This window comes from Rhizobium sp. Leaf371 (assembly GCF_001424045.1).
Lineage (GTDB): Bacteria > Pseudomonadota > Alphaproteobacteria > Rhizobiales > Rhizobiaceae > Ferranicluibacter.
On record NZ_LMQB01000023.1, the window covers coordinates 142,497 to 162,325 of the forward strand.

Here is a 19,829-nt window from a genome sequence, read left to right on the forward strand (position 1 = left end):
CGAGACGCATCGCATCCTGTCATGCGCCGCCGCACATCACAGCGCTGCGAGATCGTACCCGTTTCGGCTCGGGGACGGCATGAAGGCAGCGCAAGCGGGCATGGCCAGAACCGACACCGCTCCGCCATGCAAGCTGCCGCATGCGCCCGTTCCGTCAAACCGGTTCCGGTCGGGAGATCCTTGCGCAGAGATCCGGGAACGACAGACGATGGCAAACGATCAGACGCTTATCCTGGCATCCGGCTCGCCCCGCCGCGTCGAGCTCCTCGCGCAGGTCGGCATCGAGCCGAGGCGATTGATGCCGATGGATCTCGACGAGACCCCGCGGCGCACGGAGCATCCGCGCTCGCTCGCCTGGCGGCTTTCCGCCGAAAAGGCGCGAGCGGCGGCAGCGACGCTGAAAGGCATGGACGAGGCGCGCGGCGCCTATCTTCTGGCAGCCGATACCGTCGTCAGCGTCGGTCGCCGCATCCTGCAAAAACCGGAAAGCCTTGGAGAGGCCACGGCCGCCCTGACGCTTCTCTCCGGCCGCAGCCACCGGGTCTATACCGGCATCTGCCTCATCACGCCGGACGGCTCCGTTCGACAGAAGGTGATCGACACGAAGGTCCGCTTTCGCCGCCTGACCTCCCACGATATCGAGAGCTATCTCGCCTCCGGCCAGTGGCGCGGCAAGGCGGGCGGCTATGCCATCCAGGGCATTGCCGGAAGCTTCGTCGTCAAGCTCGTCGGTTCCTACACCAATGTCGTGGGCCTACCCCTGACCGAAACCGTCGCCCTGCTCTCCGGCGAAGGCTTCAACGTGCACGATGCCTGGCTCGAAGGATGACACCATGAGCAACGACACCCCGAAAGCCACAAGCGGCCGCAAGACCCCGAACGATCCTGCGAACGACAGCCCCGCCGCACAGGCCAAGCCCGCCTCGAACGTCGCTCCGCTGCGCAAGACCGTGCCCTGCCCGGAATGCGGCCGCCCGTCCCACCGCGAGCACTATCCCTTCTGCTCCAATCGCTGCCGCGACCTCGACCTCAGCCGCTGGCTCACCGGCGCCTATGCCATCCCCGTCTCCCAGGACGAGGACAACCCCGACGACACGCTCCAGAACGGCACGCGCGACGACGACTAGGGACCACTGAAGGAGAGAGGGCCGGCCGCCGCACAGCGAGACGTGCAGCAGCGCCAAAGGCTGTCCCGTCCTCGATCCCTCCGGACGACCTCCAAGCCTCTCGCAGCCCTCGCAGGCGCCTCGTGGAGACCGTAATCGGGCACTCCGTCCCTCCCCAGCCTCTCGGTCCTCTTGAGAAGCTGAGCTCTATCAACAGCTTGTTCCGCAAACGAACTTTCTGTCAGAAAAACGCCATCTGGCGCTGGACACCTCCGAACAAGATGTTATAACCCCGCTCGCTTCCCGGGGAAAACCAAAGCCCCACGGCCTCACAAGGCCTTCGAAGCCGGTATGCCCGGATAGCTCAGTTGGTAGAGCAGCGGATTGAAAATCCGCGTGTCGGTGGTTCAAATCCGCCTCCGGGCACCATTTTTCCACAAGTCGTTACTCTTACAGACCCACAGGCAGTGACGACGGTGGCGTCGTGTTCAGCTGCTACGCATGGCGCGCAGGGGTGTGTACGTCACCTTGTCTTGGCGTTCTCCTTGATGGCTGAGCCTGCGTTTCAGCCTGGCGGCTCGTTGCGGAAGAGACGGGGCGGGGGGCGGTCGAATGTCTGGTGGCCGTTCTTCCAGGCGGCGGTTGCCGTTGCCGGGCCTGCGACGGCGTTTGCGGCGGACGGTGCCGAGAGGAGGACGAGCGTGGCGGGATCGCCGATCGCGGGCGGCAGGGCGCTTCGCCCCAGCAGCCGATCTGCATTGACCGTGATCATATCGAAGACGCCTGCAAGCGCCTGATCCGTGCCGAGTTGCGCGATGTTGGCATAGAGATTTGCCATGCGGAGCAGCGACATGTCGCCGAAGGGCGTGAAGGGGTTGAGAACATTGTTGGTGGAAATCGTCGTCAGCACGCCGTGGCTTGCGAGCCGGTGGGCCGGTGCCACGCCGCGGGGAACAAGGTGCGTGGCATCCCGGCCGGTGAGGAAAAGGTCGGTGGCCGGCAGGACGGTGACGGCGATGCCGGCGTCCGCGATCTCTCGGGCGGTCACCGCGAAGGCTTCAAGCGGGAGTGCCGAGAGCTTGGTGACGTGGCCGATGGAGACGCGGCCCTGGTAGCCGCGCCGCACGGTCTCTGCGATGACGGTCGGGAGATTGGACCCCTCGGGATCAAGATCGAAATCCAGGTGGAAATCGACCGGGACGCCGTGGCGCTCCGCAAGGTCGAAGATGGCGGCAATATGCGCCTGCGGATCGGGATCGGTATAGGGGCAACCGCCGACCATATCCGCGCCGGACTGCAAGGCCGCATCCAGCATTTCCAGCGTGCCCGGATCGTTGGTCAGCCCCTCCTGGGCAAAGGCGCAGATTTCGATGTCGATCAGGGCTCGATAATCCGCGCGCAAGCGCTTGATCGCCTCGAAGGAGCGGAAGCCGGCGCGTCCGTCGATCTCCACGAAGGTGCGCAGGCGGTTCGTGCCATTGACGATCGCCTGCTCCACGACGTGGGCGGCCCGTTGATAGACATCGGCCTGCGTGAACGCGGCCTTGGCGCGCGAGGTCTCGGCGACGGCTTCGGCCAGCGTGCCGGTGCAGAGCGTGCACCGGCCGATAATGCCCGCCTTGTCGAGGTGGAGATGGGTTTCGACGAGGCCGCGACAGAGGAGATTGCCCAGTGCGTCGCGCTCCGGCGCATCGCAGACGAAGGAGCCTGCCGCACTTTCGGCGATGCCGGCAATGAGGCCGCCTGCAAAGGCGATGTCGTCGAGGCCTTCCCTTCCCTGCAGGCGGGCATTGCGGATCACGAAATCGATGGTCATTGTTGCCTCGCGATCGCTGGAGCCCTGATCCGCCCTGCGGGTTTACAGTCCTGCGGGTTTAAAGTCCTGGGACAGGGGGTCGGCGAAGTTGAAACGGGTTCTTGCGGGAACGCAAGGCCGGAGATGGCGATGGTGCGATGAGCAGACGGCAATCCACGGAAACGTCGGGCGCGGCGCGGCCAAGCCTTTCGCGCGGGCGCGGCGGCATGGTGACAAGTCCGCACCCGCTGGCGAGCGACGCGGGCGCCCGTGTGCTGCGCGAGGGCGGCAACGCGCTCGAGGCCTGCATTGCCACTGGCGCTGCCATTGCCGTGCTCTATCCGCATTTCTGCGGTCTCGGCGGCGATGCCGTCTGGATCGTCGCCGATCCGGATGGGCGGCGACGCTGCTTTCTCGGGATCGGGCAGGCGGCGCGTCGGTTGCCGGAGCGAGCGGCGGGCGAAACCGCTATTCCCCTTCGTGGCGCCGGCTCGATCCTGACCAGCGCCTGCGGGGTCGACAGCTGGGGGCATGCGCTCGCCTATTCGGAGAAGCACTGGGGCGGCACGCGCAGCTTCTCAAGCTTGCTCGGCGATGCGATCGGCTTTGCGCGCGATGGATTTCCGGTGACGGCGTCCCAAGCCTTCTGGCTCGACTTCCGCAAGGCCGAGGCGGTGCGCTGGCCGGGCTTTGCCGCGCTGTTCATGCCCGGCGGCGTCGCCCCGGAGGTCGGCGCGATCTTCCGGCAGCCGCAGCTTGCCCGAACGCTCGAACATCTGGCGGCGGAGGGGCCACGTGCGTTCTACGAGGGCCCGTTGGCACAGGTGATCGCCGATGGTCTGCGCGCGGCCGGATCTCCGCTGACGGCATCGGATCTGGCGGCAACGCGAACGCGGGAAGAGGCGCCGGCGAGCCTCGTCTATCGCGGTCTGGAACTGCTGGCGCCGCCCCCGCCGACGCAGGGCGTGACGACGCTCGCGATCATGGGGATTCTCTCGCATTTCGATCTCTCCGCGCTTGAGGCCGGAGGCGCCGATCATCTCCATCTCTGCGTGGAGGCGGTGAAACAGGCCTTTCTCGATCGGCACGGGCTTGCCGATCCCGATGCGCGCGCCCAGCCGGTCGACGCGCTTCTCGATGTCGTGCACCTCGCCGCCCGGGCAAAGGGCATCGATCGGACGCAGGCAAAAGCCTGGCCGCATGTGTTTCGCACTGGCGATACCGTGTTTTTCGGGGCAACGGATGCGGCAGGGCGCAGCGTCAGCGTGCTCCAGAGCACCTATTTCGATTGGGGAAGCGGGGTCGTCGTCGGCGATACCGGCATTCTCTGGCAGAACCGGGGCGCGGCCTTCTCGCTCGAACCCGACCATCCCAACGTGCTGGCGCCGGGCAAGCGGCCGTTCTACACGCTCAATCCGGGCATGGGCCTGCGCGACGGGCGTCCGGAACTGATCTATGGCACGCAAGGCGCCGATGGGCAGCCGCAGACGCTGGCGATGCTTCTCACCCGGCTGATCGATTTCGGCGAGGATCCCGCGCAAGCGCTTGTCGGGCCGCGCTTCCTGCTCGGCAAGACGTTTTCCGACAGCCGCGACAGCCTGAAGCTTGAGGCGGATGCCGGCGAGACCGTGTTCGAAACGCTGGCCGGCCGGGGCCATCTGCTGTCGCCCCTGCCCGCACTCAGCCCGATTGCCGGACAGGCGGGCGTGATCCGGATAAATGCGGACGGCACGCTCGAAGGGGCGCACGATCCACGCGGCGAGGGCCTGGCCGTGGCTGTTGAACCGGATATGTTGCCGGCTAAATAGCCATGCGCGGCAGCGCGGCCTCCGCGTCCTGCGGAAAACATGCGGTCTCCATGGCCGCTCCGGGGAAGACGCTGCCGACGGCGATCAGAACGGGATTGTCGTAGCCGATGTCGGCGATCCCGACATGCAGGGTCGAGAGCGTGCCATGCCAGCGCCGTTCTTCCGCGCGGCTGATGTTGGAGGCGATGACGACCGGCATATCGCCGCTCATGCCCTCGGCCATCAGGCGCTCGGCGATGGCAGGCGCCGTGCGTCCGCCCATGTAGAAGACGGTGGTCGTGCGCGGGTCGGCGCAGGCGCGCCAGTCGATATCGGTCGGCAGGCAGCCGTTGCGCGAGTGGCCGGTGATGAAGCGGACGGCATGGGTATGATCGCGATGGGTGAGGGACACGCCGAGCCGCGAGGCGAGCGCGCTGGCCGCGGTGATGCCGGGCACGACATCCACCGGAATGCCATGCGCTTCCAGGCAGGCGATCTCCTCCCCTGCCCGGCCGAACACCATGGGATCGCCGCTCTTCAGCCGCACCACGGTCTTGCCCGCCTTGGCGAAGGTGACCATCATCGCGTTGATATCCTCCTGCTTGCAGCTCGTCCGCCCACCGCGCTTGCCGACCAGCATGCGCTTGGCTTCCCGGCGGGCCAGCTCCAGCACATCGGTGGAAACGAGGTCGTCGAACAGGATGACGTCGGCCGCCTGAAGCGCGCGGACGGCCTTCAAGGTCAGCAGTTCCGCATCGCCCGGACCGGCGCCGACCAGCGTGACCTTGCCGATGCCGGGCCCCTCCCGCGTGCCTTTGCGTCCGGCGGCCAGGCGATCGGCCTCGGCGATGAGGTCGGCGCCGCTTTCGGGCGTCGGCAGGCTGGTGAAAGCCCGGTCCACGAAACGCTCCCAGAAGGCGCGCCGCTCCGGCCCCGGATGCAGCCGCGCGGCGACCGCATCGCGCAACGATTGGGCGAGCATCGACCAACCCTTGATGCTCTGCGGCAGCAGCGTCTCGATGCGGCGGCGGATCGCCTGCGCCAGGATCGGCGCGGCGCCATCGGTGGAGATGGCGACGACGACCGGCGAGCGGTTGACGATCGAGCCGAACTGGAACTGGCAGAAGGCCGGCTTGTCGATGACGTTGACCGGCACGCCCGCCGCGATCGCGGCATCGTAGAACGCGCGCGCCTCGTCTTCCTCTTCGCAATCGGCAATGGCGAGGGCTGCACCGAGCAGGACATCGGCTGACCACGCCCGTGCATGCTGCACGAAGGCACCGCGCGCCCTGCCCGCCGCGCGCTCATCCGCATGGCGCGCGAGCATGTCGGCGAAGACGTCGCAGAGCGTGTCGTCGGGCGCATAGACGTGAACCTCGGCACCGCAGGCGGCGAGAAGCTCGGCCTTCCAGCACGCTCCTTCCGTGCCGCCGGCAAGGATGACGCGCTTGCCGTCAAGGCCCCAGAAGACGGGGAGCTTGGCCAGGGCCTCGACGCGGGCCGTCGCCTTCGATGTCGATCCCTCGCGGGACGTGTTGTCGTCACTCCGCAGCAGCGATACGCGTTCCATTGAGGATCTCCCTGATCTCTGCGCGGCAGGAGCCGCAATTGGTGCCGGCGTTCAGCGCCTTGCCGATGGCCTCGACCGTGCAGCAACCGCCGGCCGCCGCAGTGACGATCTGGTTGATGCCGACATTGAAGCAGGAACAGACCGTGGCGCCGGGGTCGATCGATTCTGCACCCGGACGGCCGGCAACCACGGCGAAGCGACGCCGCAGATCGGAATGGACGTCACCCAGCTGGGAGATGGCCCAGTTTCGGGCGACCGCGACCGGGCGCGGGCTGAGGAAGACGGCGCCGAGCAGACGCTCGCCGTCGAAGAAGGCCATCCGGATCTGGCCGGTGACGGCATCGCGGTAGCCGAGGGGTTCAAGGCCCGGGGGAATGCCGAGCGTCTCGACACTCCACCCGGTCCAGTCGCGATCCTGCACCCCACCCTCCTCCTCAAGAGACAGGGGTGCAGCCGCAAACTCCATGCGCCAGCCACCGGACGCGCGTGCCAGCGCATGGTAGGCGAGCGGATGGGAGGACAATCCAGAAACCTTCGGCTTTTCCACCGAGATGGCAAAGCCGTAAAGCCCGACGTCCAGCTTGGCCGCCGCGACAGCCACATGCTTGGAGGCGGGCTGGCCGGACACCGGGTCCACCAGCCCCGGCACCAGCGCATCGATGCGGGCAGCAGAAGCGAACTGGTCGTTCCAGTGCATGGGCGCAAAGAGGTGGCCGGGGTTCTGGCGCGGGGTGACGAGGGCGCGCAGCACGACGCGTCCCTGCGGGCTTTCCAGCACCACGAGATCGGCCGGCGTCAGATCGAGCGCCCGCGCGTCGTCCGGGTGGATCTCCACGAAAGGTTCGGCGAAGTGCGCGGTCAGCCGCGCGGTCTTGCCCGTCCGCGTCATCGTGTGCCACTGGTCGCGGATACGGCCTGTGTTGAGCGCGAAGGGATGCGCCTCCGTCGTCCGGCGATCGCGCGCGGGAGTAACGGGCACGAAGCGCGCCCGGCCATCCGCATGATAGAAGCGACCATCCGCGAAGAACCGGCTGTCTGTTTCACGCGGGGCCATGCCGGCCGGCTGCGGCCACTGGAAGGGCGCGAGCGCTTCATAGGCGTCCGTAGACATGTCGGCATGCGCGCCGATATCGAAATCGCGGCAACCGTCGTTTTCGAAAGCGGAGAGCGCGGCGTGTTCGGCAAAAACCGCGGCTGCGTCGGTGAAGGTAAATGCCGCGTCAAAGCCCATGCGCCGGGCGACCTGCGCCATCTGCCACCAGTCGGCTTTTGCCTCGCCCGGCACGTCGAGAAACGTCCGCTGGCGGGAGATGCGGCGTTCGGAATTCGTCACCGTTCCCTGCTTTTCACCCCAGCCGACCGATGGCAGCAGCACATGGGCAAGCGCCGTCGTGTCGGTTTCGGCCATGACGTCGGAGACGACGACGAAGGGACAGGCGGCAAGTGCTGCGCGCACGAGATCGGCTTCGGGCATCGAGACGACCGGGTTGGTCGCCATGATCCAGATCGCCTTGACGCGGCCATCGGCGACCGCGCGGAAGAGATCCACGGCCTTCAGACCGGGCTTGCCGGCGATAACCGGCGACTGCCAGAACCGCTGGACCGTGTCGCGATCCTGCGCATCCTCGATCGCCATATGGGCCGCGAGCATGTTGGCGAGACCGCCGACCTCGCGTCCGCCCATGGCATTCGGCTGGCCGGTCAGCGAGAACGGGCCCATGCCGGGCCTGCCGATGCGGCCGGTGGCGAGATGACAGTTGATGATGGCATTGACCTTGTCGCTGCCGGAGGAGGACTGGTTGACACCCTGGCTGTAGCAGGTGACGACGCGCTCGCTGGTCGCAAACAGCGCATAGAAATCCTCGATGTCAGCGCTATCGAGGCCGGTCGCCTCCGCCACCTCGGCAAGGCCGAGATTTGCGACGCGGGACAGGGCCGCATCGAAGCCTTGCGTGTGCGCCTCGATAAAGGTCCGGTCGAGCATGCCTTTCGCGGCGAGATCGGCGAGCAGGCCGCCGAACAGGGCCGTGTCTCCGTCGGGCAGGATCGAGAGGTGGAGGTCGGCGATATCGCTCGTCGCGGTGCGGCGCGGATCGATGACGACGACCTTCATCTGCGGTCGGGCAGCCTTGGCCGCGGCGAGGCGCTGATAGATGACCGGGTGGCACCAGGCGAGGTTTGAACCGGTGAGGACGACGAGATCGGCAAGCTCGATATCGGCATAGGTGCCCGGCACCGTATCCGACCCGAAGGCGCGCCGATGGCCGGCAACCGAGGACGACATGCAGAGACGGGAATTGGTGTCGATGTTCGCCGAGCCGATGAAGCCCTTCATCAGCTTGTTGGCGACGTAATAGTCCTCGGTAAGAAGCTGGCCCGAGACGTAGAAGGCCACCGAATCCGGTCCATGTTGCCGGATCGTGTCGGCAAACGTCGTGGCCACGAGATCGAGGGCCGTATCCCAGGACGCCGGCGCGCCGGCGATGTGGGGCACCAGCAGGCGACCGTCGAGATCGATGGTTTCGGCCAGCGCCGAGCCCTTCGAGCAGAGCCGGCCAAAGTTCGCCGGATGGTCGGGATCGCCGCGTACCGAGACGGCCCCGGCCTCCTCGACGCGAGCGATGACGCCGCAGCCGACGCCGCAATAGGGACAGGTCGTCTTGATCTCAACGGGCATCGGCATTTTTCCCAAGGTTGACGTGAGGACAGTCCCGCGACCGGTCGCCGCTATTCGGCGGCGACCAGCAGGCTGAGCTTGTCGACCGCGATCGACAGTCGGCCGTCGCGATTGCGGATCGGGATGGTGCGGACCTCGCCTTCGTCGGCACCCTGCGCCTGTCCGGTTTCCAGCGAGAACACCATGTTGTGCAGCGGGCAGGTGACCGATGTTCCGTGGACGATGCCCTGGGAAAGCGGACCGGCCTTGTGGGGGCAGCGGTCCTCGATCGCAAACACCTGATCGTCCGCCGTGCGGAACACGGCAATCCGGCCCTGCGGTGTGCGGACGCAGCGCGCCCCTCGCACGGGAATCTCATGGATGACGCCGATATCCACCCAGTCCCTGTCGAAGCCGCTCGTGACGGCGTCCGCATCGCTCCTGCTCATGATCTTCGTTTCCAACGCCATCACTCCGCCGCTTCCGCCATGCCGACGACGGCCATGGGCTTGAACTCGTGCTTGTCCTTGCCGGAGACGCGCTCCGACCAGGGATCGACCTGTGCGAACTTCTGGGAGAAGACGAAGCGATCGAAATAGCCCTTGCGCTTCTCGGCATCGCCCATGATCTGGCGGCGGATCTCATCGAGCCCGACGCGCTTTGCCCATTTGTAGATGCGTTCGAGATAGCGGCCCTGCTCGCGGTACATCTGCGCCAGCGCCACGATGTGTTCGAGCGCCTCCTCTTCCGTGGCCACGAGCCCCAGCACTTCGGTGCCCTTGATGTCGAGGCCGGCCGCGCCTGCGAAGTGGATCTCGTAGCCGCTGTCGACGCAGATGACGCCGATGTCCTTGCAGGTCGCTTCCGCGCAATTGCGCGGACAGCCGGAAACGGCAAGCTTCAGCTTGGCCGGCGTCCAGGAGCCCCACATGAACTTCTCGAGCCGGATTCCGAGGCCGGTGGAATCCTGCGTGCCGAACCGGCACCAGTCGGTGCCGACGCAGGTCTTCACCGTGCGCAGGCCCTTGGCATACGCCTGACCCGAGACGAAGCCGGCCTTGCCGAGATCCGCCCAGACGGCGGGCAGGTCTTCCTTGTGGATGCCGAGCAGGTCGATGCGCTGGCCGCCGGTCACCTTGACCATGGGAATTTCGAACTTGTCGACCACGTCTGCGATGGCCCGCAGCTCGCCGGCATTGGTCACGCCACCCCACATCCGGGGAACGACGGAATAGGTGCCGTCCTTCTGGATGTTGGCGTGGACGCGCTCGTTGATGAAGCGCGACTGGTAGTCGTCGGCATATTCGTCCGGCCAGTCGCAGACGAGGTAATAGTTGAGCGCCGGGCGGCACTTGGCGCAGCCGCAGGAGGTCTTCCACTCCAGTTCCTGCATGACGGCGGGAATGGTCTTCAGGCCTTTGGCGACGATCAGGCGGCGCACGTCGTCATGGCCGAGTTCTGTGCACGTGCACATGGGCTGGACGGCGGCCGGATTGTAGCTGTCGCCGAGCGTCAGCACCATCAGCTGCTCGACAAGGCCGGTGCAGGAGCCGCAGGAGGCGGAGGCCTTGGTGTGGGCGCGCACATCATCGAGCGATGTCAGGCCCTTGGCCGTGATCGTGCCGACGATCTTGCTCTTGCAGACGCCGTTGCAGCCGCAGATTTCCGCATCATCCGGCAAGGCTGCAACGGCCGCCGTAGGGTCCAGCGGGCTGCCCCCCTGATAGGCCTGGCCGAAAATGAGGGTATCGCGCATCTCGGAGATGTCGGTGCCCCGTTTGATCATGTCGAAGAACCAGGCACCGTCTGCCGTTTCGCCGTAGAGCACGGCACCGACAATGCGGTTGTCCCTGAGCACGAGGCGCTTGTAGACGCCGGCGGTGGCGTCGCGCAGCACGATCTCCTCGCGATCCTCGCCTTCGGCGAAGTCGCCGGCCGAGAACAGGTTGATGCCGGTCACCTTCAGCTTGGTATTGACGACCGAGCCGCGATATTCCGAGGCGCCGCCGATCAGGCGATCGGCGAGCGTCTTTGCGCTTTCGTAGAGCGGCGCGACAAGACCGTAGCAGACGCCGCGGTGTTCGGCGCATTCGCCGAGAGCGTAGATCGACCCGTCCGACGTCATCATGCCGTCGTCCACGACGATGCCGCGGTTGGTGACGACGCCCGCATCCTTGGCCAGCTGGGCTGCGGGACGGATGCCGACGGCCATCACGACGATGGTGCCCTCGATGACCCGGCCATCTTCGAGCTCGATGCCCTCGACCTTGTCCTCACCGACGATCCGCTTGGTGTTCGCCTTGGTGATGATCTCGATGCCGCGATCGTTCAGGGCTTTTTCAAGCAGGTAGGCGGCCGGCGGATCGAGCTGGCGCTCCATGATCGTCGGCATGATGTGGATGACGGTGACGTCCATCCCCTGGCGCTTGAGGCCATAGGCGGCCTCGAGCCCGAGCAGGCCGGCGCCGATGACGATGGCCCGGCCGCCGCGCTTGGTGGCATCCAGCATCTTCTCGACGTCGTCGAGATCGCGGTAGGCCAGCACGCCGGGCAGCGTGTGACCGGGGACCGGGATGATGAAGGGCAGCGAGCCCGTGGCGATGACGAGCTTGTCGTAGCTTTCCGTCACGCCGCTTGCAGAGGTCACGGTCTTGGCCGCGCGGTCGATGCCGGTGACCTTCGCGCCCTTGTGCAGCGTCACGCCGTGGCGGGCGTACCAGTCATCGCCGTGGATGACGATGTCTTCGTAGAGCTTCTCGCCCGAGAGAACGGGCGACAGCATGATGCGGTCGTAGTTGACGCGCGGCTCGGCGTTGAAGATCACGACGTCGTAGAGACCGGGGGCCTGCTCGAAGAGCTCTTCCAGCATCCGGCCGGGCGCCATGCCGTTGCCGATGATGACGAGTTTCTGTTTCATGTCATCCTCTCCTTATGCGGCTTCCACGAGGCGGTGGCGCTCGTAGAGGAACTTCAGGACCGCTTCCCGGCACTTCAGGTAGGTGCGGTCTGTGGCCAGCTCGATGCGGTTGCGCGGACGGGCGATCGGCACGTCGAGAATTTCGCCGATGCGGGCCGCCGGACCGTTGGTCATCATGACGATGCGGTCCGAAAGCAGCACGGCCTCGTCCACGTCGTGAGTAATCATCAGCACGGTGTTGCCGAGCTTCTGGTGGATCTGCATGACCTGGTCCTGCAGATGGGCGCGGGTGAGCGCATCGAGCGCGCCGAAGGGCTCGTCGAGCAGCAGGACCTTGGGTTCCATGGCGAGCGCACGGGCGATGCCGACGCGCTGCTTCATGCCGCCGGAGACTTCGGAGGGCTTCTTGTCCTTGGCATGCGTCATCTGCACGAGATCGAGATTGCGCATGACCCAGTCGTGGCGTTCCGCCTTCGTTTTCTTGCGGGAGAACACCTTGTCGACGGCCAGCGACACGTTCTCATAGACGGTGAGCCAGGGAAGCAGCGAATGGTTCTGGAACACCACGGCGCGTTCCGGGCCGGGCTCGGAGACTTCCTTGTTCTCGAGCAGCACCGCGCCGCTGGTGACCTTGGTCAGGCCGGCGACGAGGTTGAGCAGCGTGGACTTGCCGCAGCCGGAATGGCCGATGATCGAGATGAACTCGCCCTTTTCGACGCCGAGCGAGACCTGCTTGAGGACTTCGGAGACCTGGCCGTTACGCTCGAACGACTTGTCGACCATTTCGATGGAGAGATAGGCTTTTGCCATGGGAACGTCCTCCTTCAGGCCGTTGCGGTGCCGCGGGTGACCGCGCGGCCAATGAATGCGATGAGACGATCGAGGAAGAAGCCGACGACGCCGACGTAGATGAGGGCGACGATGATGTCGCTGATGAGCGAGGAATTCCACGCATCCCAGATGAAGAAACCGATGCCGACGCCACCGATGAGCATTTCAGCCGCAACGATGGCGAGCCAGGAGAGGCCGATGCCGATGCGCAGGCCGGTGAAGATGTAGGGGGCGGCGGCGGGCAGCATGATCTTGGCGAAGTATTCGAGCTGGTTGAGACGCAGCACCTTGGCGACGTTCTGGTAATCCTGCGGGATGTTGCGGATGCCGACGGCGGTGTTGATGATGATCGGCCAGACCGCGGTGATGAAGATCACGAAGATGGCCGAGGGATTGCCGTCCCGGAAGGCGGCGAGCGACAGGGGCAGCCAGGCGAGCGGCGGTACGGTGCGCAGGATCTGGAAGATCGGGTCGAGACCCTTCATCGCCCACTGGCTCTGACCGACGAGCACGCCCATCGCGATGCCGACGACGGCCGCGATGGCATAGCCGACCGCGACACGCTGGAGGCTCGCCATGATGTGCCAGGCCATGCCCTGGTCGGTGCCCTGGCCGATGTAGAACGGATTGACGATCAGGTCCCAGCTCTCGGCCATGACCCGTGTGGGCGATGGCAGGCTGGATGTCGGGGAGGAACAGATCAGCTCCCAGGCGGCGAGCAGCACGAGCAGCGTGACGAGCGGCGGCACGAGATCGCTTGCGATGGCGGACAGGCGGCGCATGAAGGGCGTGGGCGCCGGGCGCTTGACCGTGCCTGAGAAGGTGACGACCTGGGCGCTCGGCTTCGCCTTTGCAGGGGCCGTATTGAGATTGGTGACGGACATGCCGGTCTCCTGAAACTAAGGGTTGCGGCCGGAGCGCGCGGCGCCGGCCGATCGGGTCCGGTCAGGCGAAGCGCTTGATCGAGAGGCTCTGCAGGTAGGCTTCCGGGTTTGCCGGATCGAAGGTCTTGCCGTCGAAGAAGGTTTCGATGCCGCGCGACGTGGAGGCGGGCACGTCGGTGATGCCGAGATCCTTGGCGGCGGCGCGCCAGATATCCTCACGGTTGACCTTGGAGACCAGCGCCTTGATGTCCGTGCCGGCCGCATATTTGCCCCAGCGCATGTCTTCGGTCAGGAACCAGGTGTCGTGGCTCTGGTAGGGGTAGGAGGCGTGGTCGGCCCAGAACTTCATGAGGTGCGGGCTCTGAACGACGACCTTGCCATTGCCGTAGTCGTACTCGCCCTTGAGGCGGCCGACGATGTCCTTGGCCGGCACGTTGAACCAGGCGCGCTTGCCGATGATAGCGGCGAGTTCTTCCTTGTTGCCCATCTCGTCGCACCACTGCTGGGCTTCCATGATGGCCATGGTGAGCGCCTTTGCGGCGTTCGGATTGGCTTCCACCCAGTCGCTGCGCATCGCGAAGGATTTTTCGGGATGCTTGTCCCAGATCTCGGCGGTGTTGACCGCGGTATAGCCGATGCCCTGGTTGACCAGCTGCGCATTCCAAGGCTCGCCGACGCAGAAACAGTCCATGGTGCCGACCTTCATGTTGGCGACCATCTGCGGCGGGGGAACGACGATGGTTTCGACGTCCGTGTCCGGATCGATGCCGCCGGCCGCAAGCCAATAGCGGATCCAGAGATCATGTGTGCCGCCGGGGAAGGTCATCGCCACCTTGGCCGGCGCGCCGTCCGCCTTCTTCTTGGCGAAGGCTTCCTTCAGCACGCCGGAGTCGAGGCCGACCTTCAGGTCCGCATAGGCCGAGCCGACCGAAATCGCCTGGGCATCGAGATTGAGGCGGGCGAGGATCGACATGGGCAGCGGCTGGTTGTTCTGGGTCACCTTGCCGGCCGAGATGAGGTACGGCATGGGGGTGAGGATATGCGCGCCGTCGATGCCGTTGCCGGCCGAGCCGAGCACCAGATTGTCGCGCGTCGTGCCCCACGACGCCTGCTTCACGACATTGACCTCGGTCATGCCATGCTTGTCGAAGAAGCCCTTTTCCTTGGCGACGATCAGCGGCGAGCTGTCGGTCAGCGCGATGAATCCGAGGGTCGCCTTGGTGGTTTCCGGCCCTGCACCTTGCGCAAAAGCGCCGCCGGGGAAGGCAGACTTGACGGCCGTGAGGAGTGCTGCGGTCGCGGTGGCCTTCAGGATCGAACGGCGGTTGAGGGACTGGGTCAAAATGCGGGTCATCGGAGATATCCTCTGGTGAAGCGGGCGGAAGCTAGAAATTCGGGCACAAAAAAACGCCGCTCGGAAAATGCATCTCGAAGAGCCTGGAGCTCTGGAGCAAAAACCTTGCGACGTCGGTGTCATGGGTGAGCGCGTCTTGCGCTCTTTCGCTTCAATCGCCGTTGACTGAGCAATTTCTTATAAGCAAACGGCGTGCCAGTTGGATTGAGGAGTCTCAAGAACTTGTTTTAATGAGATAAAATCTCGAATGCCTCAGAAACGATCAGCACCCAGAATGCTTATCTTCTAGCCACATGCCTGCAGCGCAGCGTGAAGCGTGCATCGCAAAACGGCATGGCTGCCGTCAGGCATCGTCGTTGACCGGACCTGAAACCTGCTCGTAACGAACGGGAAAGGCAGCGACATAATCCGGAATCGCCCGCGGATCGAAGGTGAAGCCATCCATAAAGCGATCGCCGTAAACCACGCCTTCCGTCCGGAGGTCGGCATCTTCGGGACCCGTGCCGAGTGCCGCGCGATAGAGATCGGGCCGGTAAGCCGACAGGGCTTTCTCCGCAGACGCCTGCGACCACTCGACCTGCCCCCAGCGGAGCATCTGGCTGTAGGTCCAGAGTGCATGGCTTGGCCGGGGGTAGTTCGAAAATCCGCCATGGAAGGTGAAATAGTCGGGAATGACGCGACGCTCGCCCGTGTCGTCGAGGCTGAACTCGCCGGCAAGAACCCGGCGGATGATATCGACCGGAGCGGACAGATAATTCGGCTGCGCGAGAAGCGCTGCGAGGTCGTCGTGATTTTCGCTTCCGTCGCACCAGCGTGCGGCCGCATCCAGCGCGACGAGCAGGCGGGAGACGGTTTCCGGATGGCTTTCCGCCCAATCCGGCCGCATGCCGACGACCTTTTCAGGCGCCGAGGGCCAGATGTCCTGCTTGGCGGCGACGATGCGCCCGACGCCGCGCTCCGACGCGACCATATTCCAGGGCGCACCGACGCAGAAGCCGTCGATGGCACCCGCGGCCAGCGCGTCCGAGGTCATGGGCGGGGGGACGACGACCAGCTTGACGTCCCGATCCGGATCGATGCCGCCGGCGGCCAGCCAATAGCGGAACTCGTAATTGTGTGATGAGAACGGATAGGTCACGCCGAATGTCGGTGGCGCTTCGCCGGCCTCGCGCATGTCGTCGAGGACGCGGCGGAGCACCCGGGCATTCGTCAACGCATCGCCGACCTCCGGGGCGCCCGCATCGCGCATGCGGGCAAAGAGACGGGTGGACAGCGTGATCGCATTGCCGCCGCGCCCGAGCGAAAACGGCGTGATCGTCGGGGACGGGTTCGAGCCGAGCCCCAGCATCGAGGCGACGGGCATCGGCGAGAGCATATGGGCGATGTCGAACTGGCGAAACGCCAGTCGGTCGCGCACATTGGCCCAGGACACGTCGCGCACGAGATCGAGCGTCAGCCCTTCGCGGGCGGCAAAACCGCACTCGGCGGCCACGATCAGCACGGAGGCATCGACCAGCGGAATGAAGCCGGCCCTGAGAACGCGGGCGCCCTCGCTCCTTGCGCCCTGCGCCGGTGCGTTGAGCGCGGGGGCAGGCGCCACAAGCGTTGAGGTCATCGGCATCTCCTCCGGTGGGCGACGTGGCGGCGCAGGGACTCGCTCATGTCAGCAGTCCCGCCGCCGTCACGACGCTCTGCGCGATATCGGCGATCTTCTTCTTCTCGTTCATGGCGGTCTGCCGCAGAAGAGCGAACGCTTCCTCCTCAGAAAGACCGCGCATCTTCATCATGATGCCCTTGGCGCGCTCCACGACCTTGCGCTCCTCCAAGGCGGATTTGGCTTCCGCCAACTCCCGCTGCAGTCTGGAAAAGGCATTGAACCGGCTGACGGCCATGTCGAGGATCGGTTTCACCCGCTCCTTGCGCAGACCATCGACGATATAGGCGGAGACGCCGGCATCGACGGCCGCCTCAATCGAGGCCGTGTCCGACCGATCAACGAACATGGCAATGGGACGGCTGACGGTGCGGGTCAGCTGAAACAGATGCTCCATCATGTCCCGGTTCGGGTTTTCGAGGTCGATGATGATGACATCCGGCTTAAGCGTCTCGATGATGCGGGCGACGCCGTTGACCTCGTGGATGACGGTCACCTTCAGATGTCCGGCCTCTCGCAGCCCCTCCTCGATGATCGAGGAGCGGATGGCGTTTTCATCAATGACGAGGATCGTGAGATCGGCGTGGCGCATTCACCTATTCTTGTGCAGCGCAACAGAATGTGCAAGCACTGGAGCAGCAACATTTCAGGCCATCGGCGGCGGCCCCGTCTTCGCGCTTGCTCGCGACCGGGCAAAAATTGTAACGGTGTGTTCGAAACGGCCCGTATCGTATCCGCCGCACGATGGTTGCCTTCGGTGTTTGCCTCATGCGTGTCAGCGGAAGATCGCCGTTGAAGGGCACGAGGCTGCAGGACGCCGCCCGCGAAGTGGGCGGTTTCGAGCGTGTAATAGTGTCTCGCCCGCTGCGAGACGTGAAAGAAAGTCTGACATTCCATGACCGCATCCGACGGCCCTGCCCCGCAGGACACCGCAGGCACGAAGAAATTCCTCGTTCTGCTCATGGGATCCATCGGCGTCGTCTATGGCGACATCGGAACCAGTCCGCTTTATGCATTTCGCGAAGCGCTGCGCCCCTTCTCGCATGACGGAATCAGTCATAACGAGGTCATCGGCCTGATCTCGTTGATGGTGTGGACGCTGACGATCATCGTCACCTTCAAATATGTCCTCTTTCTCCTGCGCGCCGACAATGACGGCGAAGGCGGGACGCTGTCGCTTCTCGCCTTGCTGATGAAGAAGACCGGACGGTACATGCCCGTGCTGTTCTTCGCCGGCATCATCGGCGCTGCCCTGTTCATTGGGGACGCCATGATCACGCCGGCGTTGTCGGTCATGTCGGCCGTCGAAGGTTTGAAGCTCGTGACGCCGGCTCTCGGCGGCTATGTCCTGCCAATCTCGGCCGCCATGATGGTCGGCCTCTTCGCCGTCCAGTCGCGCGGCACCGCGGCCGTCTCCAATTTCTTCGGCCCGATCACGGTTCTCTGGTTCCTGGCGATGGCCTGGGGCGGCCTCCTGCATATCGGCGACGATTACACGATCCTCGAAGCGCTGAACCCGGTCAACGCCGTGTGGTTCATCACCCATGCAGGGTTCGTCGGGCTCATCGTGCTCGGCGCCGTGTTCCTGACCGTGACGGGTGCCGAAGCGCTCTATGCCGACCTCGGCCATTTCGGGCGCAAACCGATCCAGGTCGCCTGGTTCATCCTCGTCTTCCCGTCGCTGGCGCTGAACTATCTCGGCCAGGGCGCCTTCGTCCTCGCAAACCCGGAAGCGGCGGAAAATCCGTTCTATCTGATGTATCCGGACTGGGCCCTGCTGCCGATCGTGCTTCTGGCGACAGCCGCCACCATCATCGCCAGCCAGGCCGTCATCACGGGCGCCTTCTCGCTCGCGCGCCAAGCGGTCCATCTCGGCTTCCTCCCGCGCCTGCAGATCACGTTCACCTCGGAGACCAATACCGGACAGATCTACGTGCCGGCCGTCAACACGCTCCTCTTCGTCGGCGTTCTCGTGCTCATCTTCACCTTCGGGGACTCGGAGTCGCTGGCGACCGCCTATGGCATCTCCGTGACGGGCGCCATGGTGGTGACGACGCTGATGGCGTTCCAGTTCCTGCGCTCGGTCTGGAAGTGGAGTGCCGTTGCGGCCGGCGCCATCCTGCTGCCGCTGCTGCTTCTGGAAACGGTCTTCCTGGCGGCCAACCTTTTGAAGATCCACGATGGGGGATGGGTGCCGGTGCTGCTGGCGGCCACCATCATGGTCATCATGTGGACATGGCGAAAAGGCTCGATGATCCTGCGCGAAAAGACCGCGCGCAACGACATCCCGCTCGAAACCTTTATCCGCTCCATCGAGAAGAAGTCGGATCACGCCCCGGTCGCGGTGCCCGGCACCGCCGTGTTTCTGACCAGCGTGCCCGACAAGACGCCGGCCGTATTGCTGCACAACATCAAGCACAACCATGTCCTGCACGAGCAGAACGTCATCCTGACCGTGCGGACGTCCGATACGCCCTATGTGCCACCTTCCGCGCGAATCGAACTGGTCCGAATTTCCGAGCGCTTCCTGCGCATCCAGATCACATTCGGATTCATGGACGACCAGAACGTGTCCAAGGCACTGGCGCTCTGCAAGAAGGCAGGCTTCAAGTTCGAGATCATGCAGACCTCGTTCTACGTCGGTCGGCGCAACCTGATCAGCGATCCGAATTCGGGACTGCCCCGCTGGCAGGACCGCCTCTACATTGCGCTTGCCGGCATTGGCATCGATCCCTCGGACTATTTCCGCCTGCCAGCCAACCGTGTCGTGGAGCTGGGCGAACAGGTGACGATCTGATCGCAAAGATTATCACCGGGTTTTTCGCTCTTAAGGACAGTACGACCGGGGCACCCAAGCGCTTTAACGGTGTATCCAGGATGGCCGATGATCGCATTCCGATCGATTGTCGTTGGTTTTCGGATCGAAAATCTGTAGCTGCACGACGTTCTGCTCGGATTTTCTTCGAAGGATTGGCTCCATTGAGGCGCTTCTGGAAGACTTAGAAAACAGCGATCTTTCGCGATGACGATCACCGGCCCCGAATACATTCAGGCTCCGTTCATGACAGAACTGTATCTTTTCGCGCATGACGACTGAAGAGAGAGACGACGCGCGGTAGACGAGGAAACCTGATGCCAACCCGCGAATCTCGTTTCGTGTCATGCGAAAAGCGAAACGCTCGGCACGTTCTATATTCCTCCATTATGGTTTAGCTCCGTCTTTCATATTCGTCATTGTAGCGTTCCGTTTCTTGACCACAGATTGCGGGTCGCGA

Annotated in this window: 13 protein-coding genes, 1 tRNA gene and 1 pseudogene; 5 read left to right on the forward strand and 10 right to left on the reverse strand. The window is 64.7% G+C overall.

What is annotated here, in order from left to right:
• The first annotated feature begins 208 nt into the window (after positions 1–208).
• From ASG39_RS11460 to ASG39_RS11470, 3 genes and pseudogenes are all read left to right on the forward strand, one after another.
• Positions 209–829 (forward strand): Maf-like protein, encoded by a 621-nt coding sequence (locus tag ASG39_RS11460; protein WP_062595130.1) that lies wholly within the window; start codon positions 209–211, stop codon positions 827–829.
• Positions 830–920: 91 nt separating this feature from the next.
• Positions 921–1,127: pseudogene (gene yacG / locus ASG39_RS24540) on the forward strand (DNA gyrase inhibitor YacG); the annotation flags it as partial.
• A gap of 332 nt (positions 1,128–1,459) precedes the next feature.
• Positions 1,460–1,535, forward strand: a tRNA-Phe gene (locus ASG39_RS11470).
• Between the two features lie 136 nt (positions 1,536–1,671).
• Here the strand turns inward: ASG39_RS11470 and ASG39_RS11475 are convergent.
• Entirely contained in the window at positions 1,672–2,922 is a 1,251-nt protein-coding gene (locus tag ASG39_RS11475; RefSeq protein WP_062595131.1) for an amidohydrolase family protein, read from the reverse strand.
• Positions 2,923–3,128: 206 nt separating this feature from the next.
• On the opposite strand from ASG39_RS11475, the gene ASG39_RS11480 reads away from it, so the two are divergent.
• Positions 3,129–4,709 (forward strand): gamma-glutamyltransferase family protein, encoded by a 1,581-nt coding sequence (locus tag ASG39_RS11480; protein ID WP_062595563.1) that lies wholly within the window; start codon positions 3,129–3,131, stop codon positions 4,707–4,709.
• Here ASG39_RS11480 and cysG read toward each other — a convergent pair.
• From cysG to ASG39_RS11525, 9 genes are all read right to left on the reverse strand, one after another.
• A complete protein-coding gene (gene cysG, locus ASG39_RS11485; RefSeq protein WP_082477182.1) occupies positions 4,702–6,258 on the reverse strand; it encodes a siroheme synthase CysG in 1,557 nt (518 codons plus the stop codon). The two genes, ASG39_RS11480 and cysG, sit on opposite strands and share 8 nt — an antisense overlap.
• The gene (locus ASG39_RS11490; RefSeq protein WP_062595132.1) at positions 6,230–8,935 is read right to left on the reverse strand and encodes a nitrate reductase; all 2,706 of its coding nucleotides are present in this window, start codon (positions 8,933–8,935) and stop codon (positions 6,230–6,232) included. The genes cysG and ASG39_RS11490 overlap by 29 nt, the downstream gene beginning before the upstream one ends.
• Positions 8,936–8,985: 50 nt before the next feature.
• Positions 8,986–9,363 carry a nitrite reductase small subunit NirD gene (gene nirD / locus ASG39_RS11495; protein ID WP_062595565.1) on the reverse strand — a complete coding sequence of 126 codons (378 nt, stop codon included), beginning with the start codon at positions 9,361–9,363 and terminating at the stop codon, positions 8,986–8,988.
• A 20-nt stretch (positions 9,364–9,383) separates the two neighbouring features.
• Positions 9,384–11,831, reverse strand: coding sequence for a nitrite reductase large subunit NirB (gene nirB / locus ASG39_RS11500; protein WP_062595133.1), 2,448 nt, complete (start codon positions 11,829–11,831; stop codon positions 9,384–9,386).
• A 12-nt stretch (positions 11,832–11,843) separates the two neighbouring features.
• The gene (locus ASG39_RS11505) at positions 11,844–12,641 is read right to left on the reverse strand and encodes an ABC transporter ATP-binding protein (RefSeq protein ID WP_062595134.1); all 798 of its coding nucleotides are present in this window, start codon (positions 12,639–12,641) and stop codon (positions 11,844–11,846) included.
• Between the two features lie 14 nt (positions 12,642–12,655).
• On the reverse strand, positions 12,656–13,546 hold the full coding sequence (ntrB, locus tag ASG39_RS11510; protein ID WP_062595135.1) for a nitrate ABC transporter permease: 891 nt from the start codon (positions 13,544–13,546) through the stop codon (positions 12,656–12,658).
• Positions 13,547–13,607: 61 nt separating this feature from the next.
• Complete coding sequence (locus ASG39_RS11515; RefSeq protein ID WP_062595136.1) at positions 13,608–14,900, reverse strand: CmpA/NrtA family ABC transporter substrate-binding protein; 1,293 nt, start codon at positions 14,898–14,900, stop codon at positions 13,608–13,610.
• A 343-nt stretch (positions 14,901–15,243) separates the two neighbouring features.
• Positions 15,244–16,515: a CmpA/NrtA family ABC transporter substrate-binding protein gene (locus tag ASG39_RS11520; RefSeq protein ID WP_062595137.1), complete on the reverse strand. Its 1,272-nt coding sequence runs from the start codon at positions 16,513–16,515 to the stop codon at positions 15,244–15,246.
• Positions 16,516–16,558: 43 nt separating this feature from the next.
• Complete coding sequence (locus ASG39_RS11525) at positions 16,559–17,146, reverse strand: ANTAR domain-containing response regulator (RefSeq protein WP_062595138.1); 588 nt, start codon at positions 17,144–17,146, stop codon at positions 16,559–16,561.
• Positions 17,147–17,449: 303 nt separating this feature from the next.
• Between ASG39_RS11525 and ASG39_RS11530 the strand changes: the two genes are divergently transcribed.
• Entirely contained in the window at positions 17,450–19,351 is a 1,902-nt protein-coding gene (locus tag ASG39_RS11530; protein WP_062595139.1) for a potassium transporter Kup, read from the forward strand.
• Positions 19,352–19,829 lie beyond the last annotated feature (478 nt).